General features: G+C 67.3%; 14 protein-coding genes and 1 riboswitch. Of the genes, 13 read left to right on the top strand and 1 reads right to left on the bottom strand.

The annotated features are described in order from the left end of the window. Positions 1 to 208, top strand: a riboswitch (cobalamin riboswitch). 37 nt (positions 209 to 245) lie between these two features. From LB554_RS06435 to LB554_RS06405, 7 genes are read left to right on the top strand one after another with little or no spacing between them, the layout of a single operon-like run. Further along, a complete protein-coding gene (locus tag LB554_RS06435) occupies positions 246 to 674 on the top strand; it encodes a DUF1636 family protein (protein ID WP_224583685.1) in 429 nt (142 codons plus the stop codon). A gap of 2 nt (positions 675 to 676) precedes the next feature. Beyond that, entirely contained in the window at positions 677 to 1,714 is a 1,038-nt protein-coding gene (gene cobW / locus LB554_RS06430) for a cobalamin biosynthesis protein CobW (protein ID WP_224583642.1), read from the top strand. A 19-nt stretch (positions 1,715 to 1,733) separates the two neighbouring features. After that, positions 1,734 to 5,258: a cobaltochelatase subunit CobN gene (locus LB554_RS06425; protein ID WP_224583639.1), complete on the top strand. Its 3,525-nt coding sequence runs from the start codon at positions 1,734 to 1,736 to the stop codon at positions 5,256 to 5,258. Next, positions 5,255 to 6,592, top strand: coding sequence for a precorrin-3B synthase (gene cobG, locus LB554_RS06420; RefSeq protein ID WP_224583637.1), 1,338 nt, complete (start codon positions 5,255 to 5,257; stop codon positions 6,590 to 6,592). The genes LB554_RS06425 and cobG overlap by 4 nt, the downstream gene beginning before the upstream one ends. Positions 6,593 to 6,594: 2 nt before the next feature. After that, entirely contained in the window at positions 6,595 to 7,227 is a 633-nt protein-coding gene (locus LB554_RS06415) for a precorrin-8X methylmutase (protein ID WP_224583634.1), read from the top strand. Continuing rightward, on the top strand, positions 7,224 to 7,982 hold the full coding sequence (locus tag LB554_RS06410; protein ID WP_224583633.1) for a precorrin-2 C(20)-methyltransferase: 759 nt from the start codon (positions 7,224 to 7,226) through the stop codon (positions 7,980 to 7,982). Before LB554_RS06415 ends, LB554_RS06410 begins: the two co-directional genes overlap by 4 nt. Continuing rightward, a complete protein-coding gene (locus LB554_RS06405; protein ID WP_140822121.1) occupies positions 7,979 to 8,743 on the top strand; it encodes a precorrin-3B C(17)-methyltransferase in 765 nt (254 codons plus the stop codon). Before LB554_RS06410 ends, LB554_RS06405 begins: the two co-directional genes overlap by 4 nt. Here LB554_RS06405 and LB554_RS06400 read toward each other — a convergent pair. Beyond that, positions 8,707 to 9,474, bottom strand: coding sequence for a cobalt-precorrin-6A reductase (locus LB554_RS06400; RefSeq protein ID WP_224583631.1), 768 nt, complete (start codon positions 9,472 to 9,474; stop codon positions 8,707 to 8,709). The genes LB554_RS06405 and LB554_RS06400 overlap by 37 nt on opposite strands. Before the next feature lies 1 nt (position 9,475). On the opposite strand from LB554_RS06400, the gene cbiE reads away from it, so the two are divergent. Genes cbiE through cobS form a run of 6 tightly spaced genes read left to right on the top strand, consistent with a single transcriptional unit; the run spans position 9,476 to position 14,767 of the window. Further along, positions 9,476 to 10,717 (top strand): precorrin-6y C5,15-methyltransferase (decarboxylating) subunit CbiE, encoded by a 1,242-nt coding sequence (gene cbiE / locus LB554_RS06395; protein WP_224583629.1) that lies wholly within the window; start codon positions 9,476 to 9,478, stop codon positions 10,715 to 10,717. Beyond that, entirely contained in the window at positions 10,714 to 11,100 is a 387-nt protein-coding gene (locus LB554_RS06390; RefSeq protein WP_224583627.1) for a cobalamin biosynthesis protein, read from the top strand. Before cbiE ends, LB554_RS06390 begins: the two co-directional genes overlap by 4 nt. Continuing rightward, complete coding sequence (gene cobM / locus LB554_RS06385) at positions 11,097 to 11,861, top strand: precorrin-4 C(11)-methyltransferase (protein ID WP_224583625.1); 765 nt, start codon at positions 11,097 to 11,099, stop codon at positions 11,859 to 11,861. The genes LB554_RS06390 and cobM overlap by 4 nt, the downstream gene beginning before the upstream one ends. Beyond that, positions 11,858 to 12,676: a uroporphyrinogen-III C-methyltransferase gene (cobA, locus tag LB554_RS06380; protein WP_140873428.1), complete on the top strand. Its 819-nt coding sequence runs from the start codon at positions 11,858 to 11,860 to the stop codon at positions 12,674 to 12,676. Before cobM ends, cobA begins: the two co-directional genes overlap by 4 nt. After that, on the top strand, positions 12,673 to 13,986 hold the full coding sequence (locus tag LB554_RS06375) for a cobyrinate a,c-diamide synthase (RefSeq protein WP_224583623.1): 1,314 nt from the start codon (positions 12,673 to 12,675) through the stop codon (positions 13,984 to 13,986). Before cobA ends, LB554_RS06375 begins: the two co-directional genes overlap by 4 nt. A 4-nt stretch (positions 13,987 to 13,990) precedes the next feature. Further along, complete coding sequence (gene cobS / locus LB554_RS06370; RefSeq protein WP_140724064.1) at positions 13,991 to 14,767, top strand: adenosylcobinamide-GDP ribazoletransferase; 777 nt, start codon at positions 13,991 to 13,993, stop codon at positions 14,765 to 14,767. The last annotated feature ends 34 nt before the right edge of the window (positions 14,768 to 14,801 follow it).

Raw genomic sequence — 14,801 nt, 5'->3', positions numbered from 1 at the left:
CCTAAATCCCATCCAGACGGTCTCCTCTCGGCAAAGGGAGGAGCCAAGAGGGAATGCGGTGCGGGATTGAAGATCCCAAATCCGCGGCTGTCCCCGCAACTGTGAGCGAAGAGCCAAGGCCGAAAGCCACTGGGATTGTCCCGGGAAGGCGGCTACCCAAGGCGATGACCCGCGAGCCAGGAGACCTGCCGTCTGGAATGCAAGAATCCGATCGCCTGGCGGGTTTTCCGGGCAAGGAGCCTGATGTGGATCGCGACAGCAGTTTTTCGGCTGAAACAACCGACATTTCGTCCGGCGGGGATCATCCCCTGGCCGGCATCACGGTCATCGTCTGCGCTTCCTGTCGCGACGAGACCGGCTCCGACGCCCATCCCCGGGCCGGCGAACTTTTGGCCGAAGATACGCGCCAAGCCGCCTCGGGCGAGAAGATTCGCATCCGCACGGTCGAATGCCTCGGCAATTGCAAGCGCCGGCTGAGCGCCGCGGTCCTGCGCGACGGCTGCTGGAGCTATGTGTTCGGCGATCTGACCACGACCAGCGGCGCCGATCTCGTCACCGGCGCGAAACTCTTCGCCACCTCGAACGACGGCCTCATTCCCTGGCGAGGCAGACCCGATAGCCTCAAGCGCGGCCTCATTGCCCGCATCCCTCCCCTCGACATGCTGAAAGATTGATCATGACAACATCTCTGTCCCGCGTTCCCTGCACCGTCGTCACCGGCTTCCTCGGCGCCGGCAAGACGACGCTGGTCCGCCATCTCCTGGAAAACGCCGGCGGCAAGCGGATCGCCATCATCGTCAACGAGTTCGGCGACATCGGCATCGACGGCGAGATCCTCAAGGGATGCGGCATCGACACCTGCCCAGAGGAAAACATCGTCGAACTGGCCAATGGCTGCATCTGCTGCACCGTGGCCGACGATTTTGTGCCGGCGCTCGACAGGATCCTGTCGCTGACGCCGAAGGTCGACCATATCCTGATCGAAACCTCGGGCCTCGCTCTGCCCAAACCGCTGGTCCAGGCTTTCCAGTGGCCGACGGTGAAGAGCCGCGTAACGGTCGATGGCGTCATCGCCGTGGTCGACGGTCCCGCACTGGCGGAAGGCCGCGTCGCCAATGACATGGACGCCCTGCAGGCGCAGCGCGCGCAGGACGAGAGCCTCGACCATGACGATCCGGTCGAGGAAGTGTTCGAGGATCAGATCGCCTGCGCCGACCTGATCATCCTGTCGAAGAGCGACCAGATGGACGCCGCCGGTTCAGCCCGCGCCAAGGCCATCGTCAACGAACACTCCGCCCGCGCCGTGAAGATCGTGCCGACGTCTCATGGCAAGGTCGATCCCTCGGTGCTGCTCGGGCTCGGTCTCGCCGTCGAGGACGACATCGAGAACCGCAAGTCCCACCATGACGGCGCATTCGATCACGAGCATGACGACTTCGACACGTTCATCGTCGACATTCCCTCGATCGCCAATCCCGACGAGCTGGCAAAGCGCGTCGCCGCGGCCGCCGAACAGGAAAACGTGCTGCGCGTGAAAGGCTTCGTCGAGGTCGGCGGCAAACCGATGCGGCTCCTGCTGCAGGCCGTCGGCCCGCGCGTCAATCATTACTACGACCGCGCCTGGACCGCCGGGGACGACCGCCGCTCGCGCCTCGTCGTCATTGGCCTCAAGGGGCTGAACCGCCCGGCGATCGAACGTATCCTCGCCGGCTGATTTTCAGGCCCGGGCCGCGATGCACATCCTCACCACGACCTCCGCCTCGCTCGACGATCTCGCCGAGCCCGTCGACCTCAGGCAGGCGCCGGCGGATATCGTGGCCCTGTCCTTCACCGACAGCGATCTCGCCGGACTGGCTGCGGCGTGGAAGGCCGATGCCGGTCGCCTGCCCTCGATGCGGCTGGCCGCACTGCGCGACCTGCGCCATCCCATGTCCGTCGACCTCTGGATAGACTGCGTCGCCCGCCACGCCAAAATCATCCTGGTGCGCATCCTCGGCGGCTACGACTGGTGGCGCTATGGCTGCGACCAACTGGCGGTGATTGCCCGCGAACGCGGCATCAAACTGGCGCTGCTTCCCGGTGAAAGCCATGACGAGGATCTCAGGCTGATCGAAGCCTCGACGCTGCCGCGCGCCGAACTGGACGGCCTGCTCGGCTATTTCCGCGAGGGCGGCCCGGCCAATATGAGCACGCTGGTGCGGATGCTGGCGAGATTGGCCGGACAGGACACACCCGTCGCCAGTCCGGTCAGCGTGCCGAAGGCCGGTTACTATCAGGCTGGATTGGGGGTCGCGGAGGAGCCGGCCGGTTCAAATGCCGGCACACCCATCATCCCGATTCTCTTCTACCGATCGATGCTGCTTGCCGCCGATGTCGCCCCGATCGATGCGCTGGCCGAGGCTTTGCGCTCCAGGGGATTGGCTCCGGTGCCGATCTTCGTTTCCAGTCTGAAGGATCCGGTGTCGCTGGCGTTCGTCGAAAATGCCATCGCATCGCTGAAACCCGCCGCGATCGTCACCGCGACCGCTTTCGCTTCCGGCGCCGAACCCGGCGTCGAAACCTTGTTCGACCGCGCCGGCGTGCCCGTCTTCCAGGTCATCGTTGCCACCACGCGCCGCGACATCTGGGAAAAAAACCAGCGCGGCCTGGCGCCCGCCGACCTTGCCATGCATGTCGTGCTGCCCGAACTTGACGGCCGCATCCTCGCCGGCGCCATTTCCTTTAAGGCCGAGAGCGATATCGATCCGGCGCTTGGCCATCGTGCGTTGGCGAACCGCCCGGAACTGGATCGGGTGGAGCAAGTGGCGGGTCGAGTCGCGGCTTTCATCCGGCTGCGGGAGACAAGACGGGAGGAGCGCAAGCTCGCGATCCTGATTCCCGATTATCCCAGTGCCCCCGGCCGCACAGGCTATGCGGTCGGGCTGGACGTGCCGTCCAGCGTGCTGGCCATGCTGCACGACTTGAGCGAACAGGGCTATGCCGTTGACGGGATTCCGCAAACGCCGCGTGAATTGCTGGATTTGCTGGAGCGGGGCAGTGATGGGCTGAGGCTGGCAGACTATAACTCCTTTTCGACGGAGTTACCGACGTCTGCAACTGCCGCTGTAGAGGCTGCTTGGGGCAGAGCGGAAAGCGAGACAGGTCTTCGCGAGGCGCCCCCCTCTGTCCTGCCGGACATCTCCCCCTCTAGGGGGGAAATTGAACTTTCGTCGCGGCTTTCGCCAACCACCAACATTGCTGAGGGAACGACGGCCTCCGAACTGCCAATCTCCCCCCTTGAGGGGGAGATGTCCGGCAGGACAGAGGGGGGCGCTCAAGCGCCAGCCGCCAGCTTCCCCTTCCGCGCCGCGCATTTCGGCAATGTCACCGTGGCACTCGCCCCCGACCGGGGCCGCTCGGCCGACCGTCGCGCCGACTACCACGATCCGACCCTCCCCCCGCGCCATGCCCTGATCGCCTTTGGCCTGTGGCTGCGCAAATCGCTCGGGGTTCACGCTCTCGTCCATGTCGGCGCCCACGGCACGCTGGAATGGCTGCCCGGCAAGACCGTCGCGCTGTCGCAAACCTGCTTTCCCGAGATCGTCACCGGCGCATTACCCGTCATCTATCCCTTCATCGTCTCCAACCCCGGCGAAGCAGCGCAGGCCAAACGGCGCATCGCCGCCGTCACGCTTGGCCATTTGCCGCCGCCGCTGGCAGGCGCCGGGCTGGACGAGGACCAGCACAAGCTCGAACGGCTGGTCGACGAATACGCCCAGGCCGACGGGCTCGACCGCCGTCGCCGCGACCGGCTCGCCAGGCTGATTGTAGAAACCGCGCAAAAGACCGGCCTTGCCTCGGAGGCCGGCGTCGCCAAGACCGACGCGCCCGACGAAGCGCTGCGCCGCATCGACGCCTGGCTCTGCGACCTCAAGGATTTCGCCATCAAGGACGGGCTGCACATCTACGGCCGCGCCCCAAACGACGAACCAGACTCCATGCGCCGGCAAAGCGCGGACGCCGAGAAGGCCTCCCTGCTCGCCGCGCTCGATGGCCGTCACGTCAAGGCGGGCCCGGCCGGCGCACCCGCGCGCGGGCGCTCCGATGTTTTGCCCACCGGCCGCAACTTGTTCACCTCGGATCCGCGCACCATGCCGACGCCGACCGCATATGATCTTGGCAAAGCCGCGGCGGAAGAAGTGGTGCGCGGCTACATGCAGTCGCATGGCGACTGGCCGCGTTCGCTGGTGCTCGATCTCTGGGGCTCGGCTTCGCTGCGCACCGGCGGCGAGGAGATCGCGCAGGGGCTGGCCTTGATGGGCTGCCGGCCGCAATGGGACACTGCCACCGGCCGCATCACCGGCATCGAGGTGCTGCCCCCGGCCGCGCTCGGCCGCCCGCGTGTCGACGTCACCTGGCGTATATCAGGTCTGTTCCGCGACATGTTCCCGACCCAGATCGCGCTGATCGACGCCGCCGCCAAGGCCGTCGCCGCGCGCGACGAGGACGATTCGGAAAACCCGCTCGCCGCCAAAACCCGCGCCGACGGCAAGGTCAGCCCACGGATCTTCGGCACTTCGCCCGGCACGTACGGCGCCGGCGTCGAGGACATGCTGTCGAGCGGCGACTGGACGGCGCGCGAAGAGATCGGCCGCGCCTATCTCGACGCGACCTCGCATGCCTATGGCGGTGCCGGCGGCGAAGGCGTCTCGGCACCTGGAGCGTTTGAAGACCGCATCGCCGAGGCCGATCTTCTCGTCCACACCGGCGACGACCCCGGCCGCGACATTCTCGAAGGCTCCGCCGACGTCGCCTTCATCGGCGGCTTCTCGGCCGCCTTGGCCACACTTGGCAGGAACGCCGACGTCATCGTGCTCGATACGACCGATCCGCGAAAGCCGAAACCGCGATCGGTCGGCGAAGCGGTGTCACGCGTGGTGCGCGCCCGTGCCGTGAATTCACGTTTCATATCGGGCCAGATGCGCCACGGTCCGCGCGGCGCCTCCGAATTCGCCGAAACCGTCGACCGGCTGGTCGGCTTTGCCGAGACCACCCATGCGATTTCAGGCGCGCTGATCGAGGCTGTGCACGACGCCTATCTTGGCGACGCGGACGTCCGCGCCTTCATCCTGCGCGAAAATCCCGCAGCCGCCAAAGTCATTGCCGAGCGCTTCTTGTCGGCGCGCCGGCGCGGCCTCTGGCATCCCTTGCGCAATTCCATCGACGACGATCTGGCCGCGCTGATCGCCGAGGCTAACGCGCTCGGGGTCGCGGCATGAACGCCTTCTCGCGCCGTGGCGCCTGCCCTGCTCTGTCCGCACCGATGCAGACAGGCGACGGCCTGCTGGTGCGGCTCAACCCGGTCGCTGGAGGCCCATCTTCCGGAGGGTTGTCCCCGAAGCTCTTGATCGCCCTGGCTGAGTCCGTCTCGCGGCACGGCAACGGCATCATGGAAGTGACGGCCCGCGGCAGCCTGCAGATCCGCGGCCTGACAACCGAAAGTGCCGCGTTGCTGGCGGCGGAGGTCGATGCGCTGGGCATCGCGGTGCGCACCGGCGTACCGGTCGAGACCGGCCCGCTGGCGGGTATCGACCCACACGAGATTGCGGATCCCCGGGCGATGGCTGAGCGGATCATGGCGGCGATCGAAGATGCCGGACTGGCACCAAGGCTGGGGCCGAAGGTTTCGGTGGTCGTCGACGGCGGCGGGCAGCTGACTCTGGATGCGGTGACGGCCGATGTCAGGCTGAAGGCGGTTGGGGTCAGCGCTGGCACCCTTTGGGCCATATCAGTTGCCGGTGACCGCCAAAGTGAGAAGCGACTTGCGACGGCTGGCGAAGATGCGGCGCGCGACATTGCTGTCGCGGCGCTTCGGATGGTCGCTGAGAAGGGTCGGGACGCACACACACGGGATTTGTCGGAGCGGCAGTTGGCCTCTCTCGGAGGTTGGCACTCTACGGCGCCCCCCTCTGAGGGAGGCGCCTCGCGCAAGCCTATCGGCCTTTTCTCCTTAGCCGGCGACATTTTCACCTTCGGCATCGGCCTCCCCTACGGCAGCATGCCGGCGGACAAGATCATCGGCCTCGCGCAAAAAGCTCTTGCTCTCGGCACGTCAGAGATCCGCCTCGCCCCCGGCCGCGCCTTGCTTTTCCTCGGCCAGCCGGCGGAAGCCAATCAATCCCTTCAAGATACCGCCGCCACCCTCGGCTTCGTCACCTCTCCCACCGACCCGCGCACGCGCATCGCGGCTTGCCCCGGCACCCCGGCCTGCGCCTCCGGCCGGATCGCGACCCGCGACATCGCCGAGGCGATCGCCACCGAAAACGCCGACATCCTCGATTTCACGCTGCACGTCTCCGGCTGCGCCAAGGGCTGTGCGCATCCCGGCCCGGCAGCACTCACAATTGTCGGCGGCGAAAATGGAGCCGGACTTGTCGTGAACGCGACGGCAAAGGCCCTTCCTGCCGGCTACAGGCCGGGTTATGACGCCGCGCGCGGCTTCAGCCGCGTCGCGGCGATGATCCGCGGCGCACGACATCAGGGCGAAACCGCCGCCGCTTGCCTGACAAGGCTTGGCACGGCAGCAATCGCCGAAATGTACCAACAGGAATGAGCATGGCCGCCTACGACTACATCCACGACGGCACGGCGATCTACGAGCGCTCCTTCGCCATCATCCGCGCCGAGGCCGATCTCTCGCGCTTTTCCGAGGCCGAGGCCGATGTCGCCATCCGCATGGTCCATGCCTGCGGCCAGGTCGAGGCGGCAAGTCATTTCGTTTTCTCCCCCGATTTCGTCAGCGCCGCGTGCAAAGCCCTTGCCGCCGGCGCGCCGATCTTCTGCGACGCCGAAATGGTCTCGCATGGCGTCACCCGCGCCCGGCTGCCGGCCGGCAATGAGGTGATCTGCACCCTGCGCGACCCGCGCACGCACGACATCGCGAGGCAGATCGGCAACACCCGCTCGGCGGCCGCCATCGACCTCTGGGGCGAGCGCATCGCCGGTTCGGTGGTCGCCATCGGCAACGCACCGACCGCGCTCTTTTATCTCCTGGAGAAGTTGCGCGATGGCGCGCCCAAGCCGGCAGCCATCATAGGCATGCCGGTCGGCTTCGTCGGCGCTGCCGAATCCAAGGACGCACTGGCCGAGAATTCCTATGGCGTGCCCTATGCCATCGTGCGCGGCAGGCTTGGAGGCAGCGCCATGACCGCCGCCGCGCTCAATTCACTGGCGAGGCCGGGCCTGTGAACGCGCTCCCCAAAGGCCGTCTCGTTGGTGTCGGCACCGGTCCCGGCGACCCAGAATTGTTGACGCTGAAGGCCGCGCGGGTGCTGGCCGAGGCCGATGTCGTGGCGTATTTCGCCAAACGCGGCAACAACAGCAATGCGCGCGCCATCGTCGAGGCGCGTTTCCGGCCCGACATGCTGGAACTGCCGCTGCTCTATCCCGTGACCACCGAGATCGACAAGGATCACGACGATTATCGGTCGCAGGTCACGGGTTTCTACGAGGAGTCGGCGGAACAGGTCGCCGAGCACCTCGACGCCGGCAGGGTGGTTGCCGTGCTGTCCGAAGGCGATCCCCTGTTCTACGGCTCCTACATGCATCTGCATGTCCGCCTTGCCCATCGTTTCCCCACCGAAGTCATTCCCGGCATCACCGCAATGTCCGGCTGCTGGTCGCAGACCGGTGTGCCGATCGTCCAGGGCGACGACGTGCTGACCGTGCTGCCCGGCACGATGAGCGAGTTCGAGCTGACGCGCCGCCTCGCCGACACCGACGCCGCCGTCATCATGAAGGTCGGCCGCAACCTGCCCAAGATCAGGCGCGCGCTTGAGGCGACCGGCAGGCTGACGCGCGCCGTCTATGTCGAGCGCGGCACGATGGCCGGGAGCGTCTCGATGAAACTTGCCGACAAGCCGGACGACAAGGCGCCCTACTTCGCCATCGTGCTGGTTGCCGGCTGGTCCGGTCGACCGGGCGCGGCTGGAGCCCAGATATGAGCGGCCGTCTCACCGTCATCGGCCTTGGGCCCGGCAATGCCGACCAGGTCACGCCGCAAGCCAGCCGCGCTATCGTCGAGGCAAAATTCTTCTACGGCTACAAGCCATATCTCGACCGGCTCGACCTGCGCCCGGACCAGACCCGTGTCGCTTCCGACAACCGCGAGGAACTCGCCCGCTCCAAGGATGCCTTGACCAAGGCCGCCGAGGGTCACGACGTCGCCGTGGTGTCGGGCGGCGATCCCGGCGTCTTCGCCATGGCCGCAGCGGTCTGCGAGGCCATCGAGGCCGGTCCGGCCGAATGGCGCGCGGTCGATGTCGCTGTCGTGCCCGGCGTCACCGCCATGCTCGCGGTCGCCGCCCGCATCGGCGCGCCGCTTGGCCACGACTTCTGCGCTATCTCGCTGTCCGACAATCTGAAGCCTTGGGATCTGATCGAACTGCGTCTTCTGGCGGCGGCCGGCGCCGGCTTCGTCATTGCGCTCTACAATCCGATCAGCAAGGCGCGTCCCTGGCAGCTTGGCCGCGCCTTCGAATGCCTGGCCGCCATCCTGCCCGGCACGACGCCGGTGATCTTCGGCCGCGCCGCCGGCCGGCCCGACGAGCGCATCGAGGTCTATCTGCTGGCCGATGTCGACGCCGAAAAGGCCGACATGGCGACCTGCATCATCATCGGCTCGCCGGAGACCCGGATCATCAAGCGCGGCGAAAAGCCGGCGCTGGTCTACACGCCGCGCTCGGCGTCGGGCTCGACGAAATGACGCACCATCGTGGCCAGCGCTTCGACTGTTTCAGCCGAGGGCACATCCGGCAGGACGGGCCTGCGCACCATGATCACCTCGATGCCGAGCGTTCGCGCCGCGGCAATCTTCCCGTATGTCGCCGTGCCGCCGCTGTTCTTCGACACCACGACATCGATGCGATGCTGCTCGAGCAGCACGCGCTCGTCGGTCTCGCCAAACGGCCCGCGCGCCAGCAGATAGTCGGCATCGGGCACAACCAGCTTCGGCTCGACCGGATCGACACTGCGGATGAGGTACTGGTGTTGGGGTGCGGCCTCGAAGGCGGCGACCTCCTGCCGGCCCAGCGCCAGAAATACACGGCGTGGCGCCGGTCCAAGCGCCCGTGCCGCCCCGGCAACGCTGTCGACCTCAAGCCAACGGTCGCCCTGGACGACATCCCAGCCCGGACGCCGCAAGGCAAGGATCGGTACGCCGGCGTCGCGTGCCGCCTGCGCGGCATTGGCGGAGATACGCGCCGCGTAGGGATGCGTGGCGTCGATCAGCAGACCAGTGCCTGTCTCCCTGAGATAAGCGACCAAACCGTCGGCACCGCCGAACCCTCCACTTCGCACGGGTACGCCCTGCGCGACGGGGTTTTCCGTACGGCCGGCCAGCGACAGCGTGACCGAGCAATCGGCGCGCGCCGCCAGTCTTCCGGCCAGTTGCCGGGCTTCGGTGGTGCCGCCAAGGATCAGAATGCGGTGGGTCATCATGCCTGCTGAGGGTCCCCGCGCCGCCAAGCCCAACCCGAGATGGCTCACAATCGTCGGCATCGGTGAGCACGGTTTAGCGGGTCTCGGCGACGAGGCCAAGCGGCGGATCGCCGAGGCGGAGTTCATCTTCGGCGGCAAGCGGCACTTGGCGCTCGTCGCTTCCTTCGCCAAGGGCAAGCCGCGTCCCTGGCCGGTTCCTTTCGATGCCGGGATGGCCGACGTCCTGGCGCTTGCCGGTAGGAACGTCTGCGTGCTCGCCTCCGGCGACCCGTTCTTCCACGGGGTCGGCGCCACCCTCGCCCGCAAGGTCAAGCCGCGCGAGATGCACGTCATACCAGCGCCGTCGGCGTTGTCGCTGGCCGCGGCGCGGCTTGGCTGGGCGCTACAGGATATCGAGACCGTCTCACTGCACGGCCACCCGATCGACCTGATCCGCCCACTGCTGCAGCCCAACGCCCGCATCCTGGCGCTGACATCCGATGGCTTCGCTCCGGCGGCGGTTGCCCGCCTGCTCGCCGAACTCGACTTCGGCACTTCGCGGCTGACGGTGCTGGAAGCGTTGGGCGGGCCGAAGGAGACATTGCGCTCGGTTCGCGCCGATGCCTTCGACCTCGAAAACATCAATCCGCTCAATGTCCTGGCCATCGAAATTGATTCGGCCCCGCAGGCGCGCGTGCTGTCGCTCACGGCAGGCCTCGCCGACCATCTGTTTGAGCATGACGGCCAGATCACCAAGCGCGAAATCCGCGCTATCACCCTGTCGGCGCTGGCGCCGAGGCGCGGCGAATTGCTGTGGGATGTCGGCGCCGGCTCGGGCTCGATCGGCATCGAATGGATGCTCGCCCACCCTTCGCTGAGCGCCATCGCCATCGAGGTCGACCCGTCCCGCGCCGCTCGCATCGCCCACAACGCCGTCGCTTGCGGCGTTCCCGGCCTCCTCATTGTGGAAGGCAGCGCGCCCAAGGCCCTGGCCAGACTGGAGACACCTGATGCCATCTTCATCGGCGGCGGCGGCAGCGACGCCGGCGTCATGAATGCCGCCATCAGAGCCTTGCGCGCCGGCGGCCGTCTTGTCGCCAACGCGGTGACGTTGGAAATGGAAGCCCTGCTCCTCGCCCAGCACACAAAGCGCGGCGGCGACCTCACCCGCATCGGCATCTCCCGCGCTTCGCCGGTCGGCTCCATGCAGGCATGGCGGCCCGCCATGCCCGTCACGCAATGGAGCTGGGTGAAGCCATGATGGTCGCGGGCATCGGCAGCCGAAGGGGCGTCACCGTCGAGGACGTGCTCGCGGCCGTAGAAACCGCACTCGAAACGCATGGCCTGGCGATGACAGCTCTTTCGGCACTGGCCACCGCGGCGCTCAAGAAGGATGAAGACGCCATCGCCGCCGCCGGTCGCAAGCTGAACCTTCCAGTCATTATCGTCGACGACGCAGCCCTTCAGGCCGCCTCGCCGGGGACGCTCAGCAGCTCCAGCCTCTCGCGGGAGCTGGCAGGCACGTCATCGGTCTCGGAAGCCTCCGCCCTTGCCGTCGCCGGCAGAGGCGCGACGCTGCTTGGGCCCCGCACCGTGCTCGGTCCGGTCACCTGCGCCATCGCCATCAGCGGAGACGCGCCATGACCGTCCATTTCATCGGCGCCGGCCCAGGTGCGGCCGACCTCATCACGCTGCGTGGCGCAAGGCTCCTGGCGAGTTGCCCGGTCTGCCTCCACGCCGGCTCCATCGTCGCCCCGGAACTGCTGCAGCATTGCGCGCCGGGAACGAAGCTGATCGACACCGCGCCGATGTCGCTCGACGAGATCGAGGCTGAATATGTGGCCGCCCACATGGCCGGCCATGATGTTGCCCGCCTGCATTCCGGCGACCTGTCGGTGTGGAGTGCCGTCGCCGAGCAGATCCGCCGGTTGGAAAAGCATGACATCCCCTACACGCTGACGCCGGGTGTCCCTTCCTTCGCGGCCGCCGCCGCCGCACTTCGCCGCGAGCTGACCATCCCCGAAGTCGGGCAAAGCCTGGTGCTGACCCGCGTTTCCGGACGTGCGTCGAAAATGCCGCCCGGCGAAACGCTGGCCGGCTTCGGCCGCACCGGCGCCACGCTGGCCATCCACCTTGCCATCCACGCCATCGACCGCGTCGTCGCCGAGCTGACGCCGCACTATGGCGGCGATTGCCCGGTGGCGATCGTCTTCCGCGCCTCGTGGCCGGACGAACGCGTGCTGACCGGCACGCTGGAATCCATCGAAGCACAACTGGCGGCCGATCCGATGGAGCGCACAGCCATCATCTTCGTCGGCCGCTCGCTGGCGGCACAAGATTTCGGCGAGAGTTCATTGTACGACGCCCACTACCAGCGGCGTTTTCGCGGACGGGACGGATTGTGAGCGCCAGCACTGGAAATAACCGCGAAAACGCCACACTCGAACAGGCGCTCGCGCGGCTGAACTTCAAGCCGCGTTCGCTTGAGCCGGGGCATGTCTGGCTGGCCGGCGCCGGTCCCGGCGATCCCGGCTGCCTGACGCTGGAGGTGCTGGCGGCATTGGCCGAGGCGGATGCGCTGGTCTACGACGCGCTGGTATCGCCCGATGTGGTTGCTGTTGCCGGAAGTGCCGAGCTTTTCTTTGCGGGAAAACGCGGCGGCAAGCCCTCGATGAAGCAGGACGACATCACAGCCCTGCTGGTTCGACTGGCGCGCGAAGGCCGCCGCGTCATCAGGCTGAAGGGCGGCGACCCCTATATTTTCGGCCGTGGCGGCGAAGAGGCGCTGGCGCTGGCGCGTGAGAACATCCCGTTCCGCGTCCTGCCAGGCCTCACCTCGGGTCTCAGCGCGCTCGCCGCCACCGGCATTCCCGCCACCATGCGCGGCATCAACAAGGCTGTCATTCTGGCGACCGGCCACGCCGCCGGCACCGATGACGATCTCGACTGGGCGGCGATCGCCCGTACCGGCCAGCCAGTCGTCGTCTATATGGGCATGGCAAATCTGCCTCTCATAGCAGCCGCCCTGCTCGACGGTGGACTGGCGCCATCGACACCGGCGGCCGTGATCGTCGCCGCGACGACGCCTCAGGAAAGGACCGTCGTCGCCACGCTCGCCACCATTGCCGAGGCAGCGGCGGCGGCCGGGCTCGCCTCGCCGGCATTGATCGTCGTCGGCGGCATCGTCGCCATGCGCGCGGCACTGGCGGGCGGGGCATGACGGCCCGGGCGATCATCATCGGCGCGCCGCGCTCCGGTTCGGGCAAGACCAGCGTCACCATCGGCATCCTGCGCGCACTCACCCGGCGTGGCCTGAAAGTGCGCGGCGCCAAATCCGGCCCCGATTATATCGATCCCGGCTTCCACACCGCCGCCACCGGCCTGTCCGGCGTCAATCTCGACAGCTGGGCGATGTCGCCGCCGCTGCTCAATGCGCTCGCCGCGCAAGCGGCCGACGACACCGATTTCGTCATCCTCGAAAGCGCCATGGGCCTGTTCGACGGCATCCCAGCCTCGCCTGGCCGCACCGGTTCGGCTGCCGATCTGGCCCGGCTCTACGGCCTGCCGGTGCTGCTGGTGCTCGACGTGTCAGGTCAGTCGACGACGGCGGCGGCCGTCGCCAAGGGTTTTGCCACCTACGACCCTGATGTGCGCATGGCCGGCGTCGTGCTCAACCGGCTGGGCAGCGAGCGCCATCGCAAGCTGTCCGGCGACGCCATCGAGGCGATCGGCCTGCCCGTTGTCGGCGCTATTTTGCGCGACCCCTCGCTCAATTTGCCAGAGCGCCATCTCGGCCTCGTCCAGGCCGGCGAATATGACGACCTGATGGCGCATCTCGACCGGCTCGCCGACATGGCGGAGAAGTCGCTCGACCTCGACGCGGTCATGGCGCTGGCAACACCTCTCGTCCCCGCGGTCGGCGACTTCGCCGACGCGCTGCGGCCGCCCGGCCAACGCATCGCGTTGGCCGAGGACGCCGCCTTCACCTTCCTCTACCCGCACGTCGCCGCCTATTGGCGCAAGGCGGGCGCGGAAATCGTCCCGTTTTCGCCGCTCGCCGACGAAGCGCCGGACGAGGCGTGTGATGTCTGCTGGCTGCCCGGCGGCTATCCCGAGTTGCATGCCGGCAAACTCGCGGCCGCCGTGAATTTCCATGCGGGGATGGCACGTTTCGCCACGACAAAGCCGATCCATGGCGAATGCGGTGGCTTCATGGTGCTTGGTGAAGCGCTGGAGGATGCATCAGGCGAAACGCATCGCATGCTCGGCCTGCTCGGCCATTCCACCAGCTTCGCCAGGCGCAAGATGAATCTTGGCTACCGCGAGGCGCGGCTGCGTGCCGATTGCCCGCTGGGCGCACAGGGCGCGCTGATCCGGGGTCACGAATTCCACTATGCGCAGATGACGGCCACCGGCAATGACGAGCCGCTGGCTGACCTTGCCGATGGCCAGGGCAATCCGCTCGGCGCCTCAGGCTACCGGCGCGGCCACGTCAGCGGCACCTTCTTTCATGCGATTGCGAGGAGCTAGGGCCATGAAGCTCCCGAAAATCACCCTGTCGCCCCGGCAAGTCCTCGACGACATCGCGCTTTGCCTGGTCTTCTTCACCCGCCTGCCGCTGCCCGTGTTTGATTTTCGCGGCCGCAACCTCGCCGCCGCGATCTGGGCCGCCCCCATTGCCGGCCTTGTCGTCGGCCTGATCGGCGCCATCGTTTTTGCCACGGCGGAACGCTTTGGCCTTGCCATTGGGCCGGCGGCTGCCCTTGCCCTTGTTGCAACCGTGGCTACCACGGGCTGCCTGCACGAGGATGGATTGTCGGACGTTGCCGACGGCTTCGGTGGCGGCAAGTCGCGCGGCCGCAAGCTCGAGATCATGCGCGACAGCCGCATCGGCGCTTATGGCGCCATGGCGCTGGCGCTGGCGCTGCTGATCCGCTGGAGCGCGCTGTCGCAAGTGGTGGAACCCACACAGGCTCTGTTTGCGCTCGTGGCGGCGCACGCAGCCTCGCGTGGCGTGCTCGGCGCCTTCATGCATCTCTTGCCACCGGCGCGGTCCGACGGCCTGTCGGCTGGCGCCGGCACCGTTTCGCTCGAAACGGCAATAGCCGGAGCCGTGCTCGGCGCGATACCACTGCTCCTGCTCGGGCTTGGCGGCGCCATTGCCGCGCTCATCCTGCTCGGCCTGTTCTTTGCCGCCTTCCACGCCCTTTGCCTCAACCAGATCGAGGGCCAGACCGGCGACACGGTTGGCGCCTTGCAGCAGTTGAGCGAAATCGCGGTGCTTCTCGTCGCTTCCGTCGCCCTTTCCTGACCCCTTGACCTGATTCCCTTCCGGAGACATTGCC

This window comes from Mesorhizobium sp. CO1-1-11, assembly GCF_020164995.1.
Classification (GTDB): Bacteria; Pseudomonadota; Alphaproteobacteria; order Rhizobiales; family Rhizobiaceae; genus Mesorhizobium; species Mesorhizobium australicum.
This window is presented reverse-complemented; position numbering and strand designations above follow the sequence as displayed.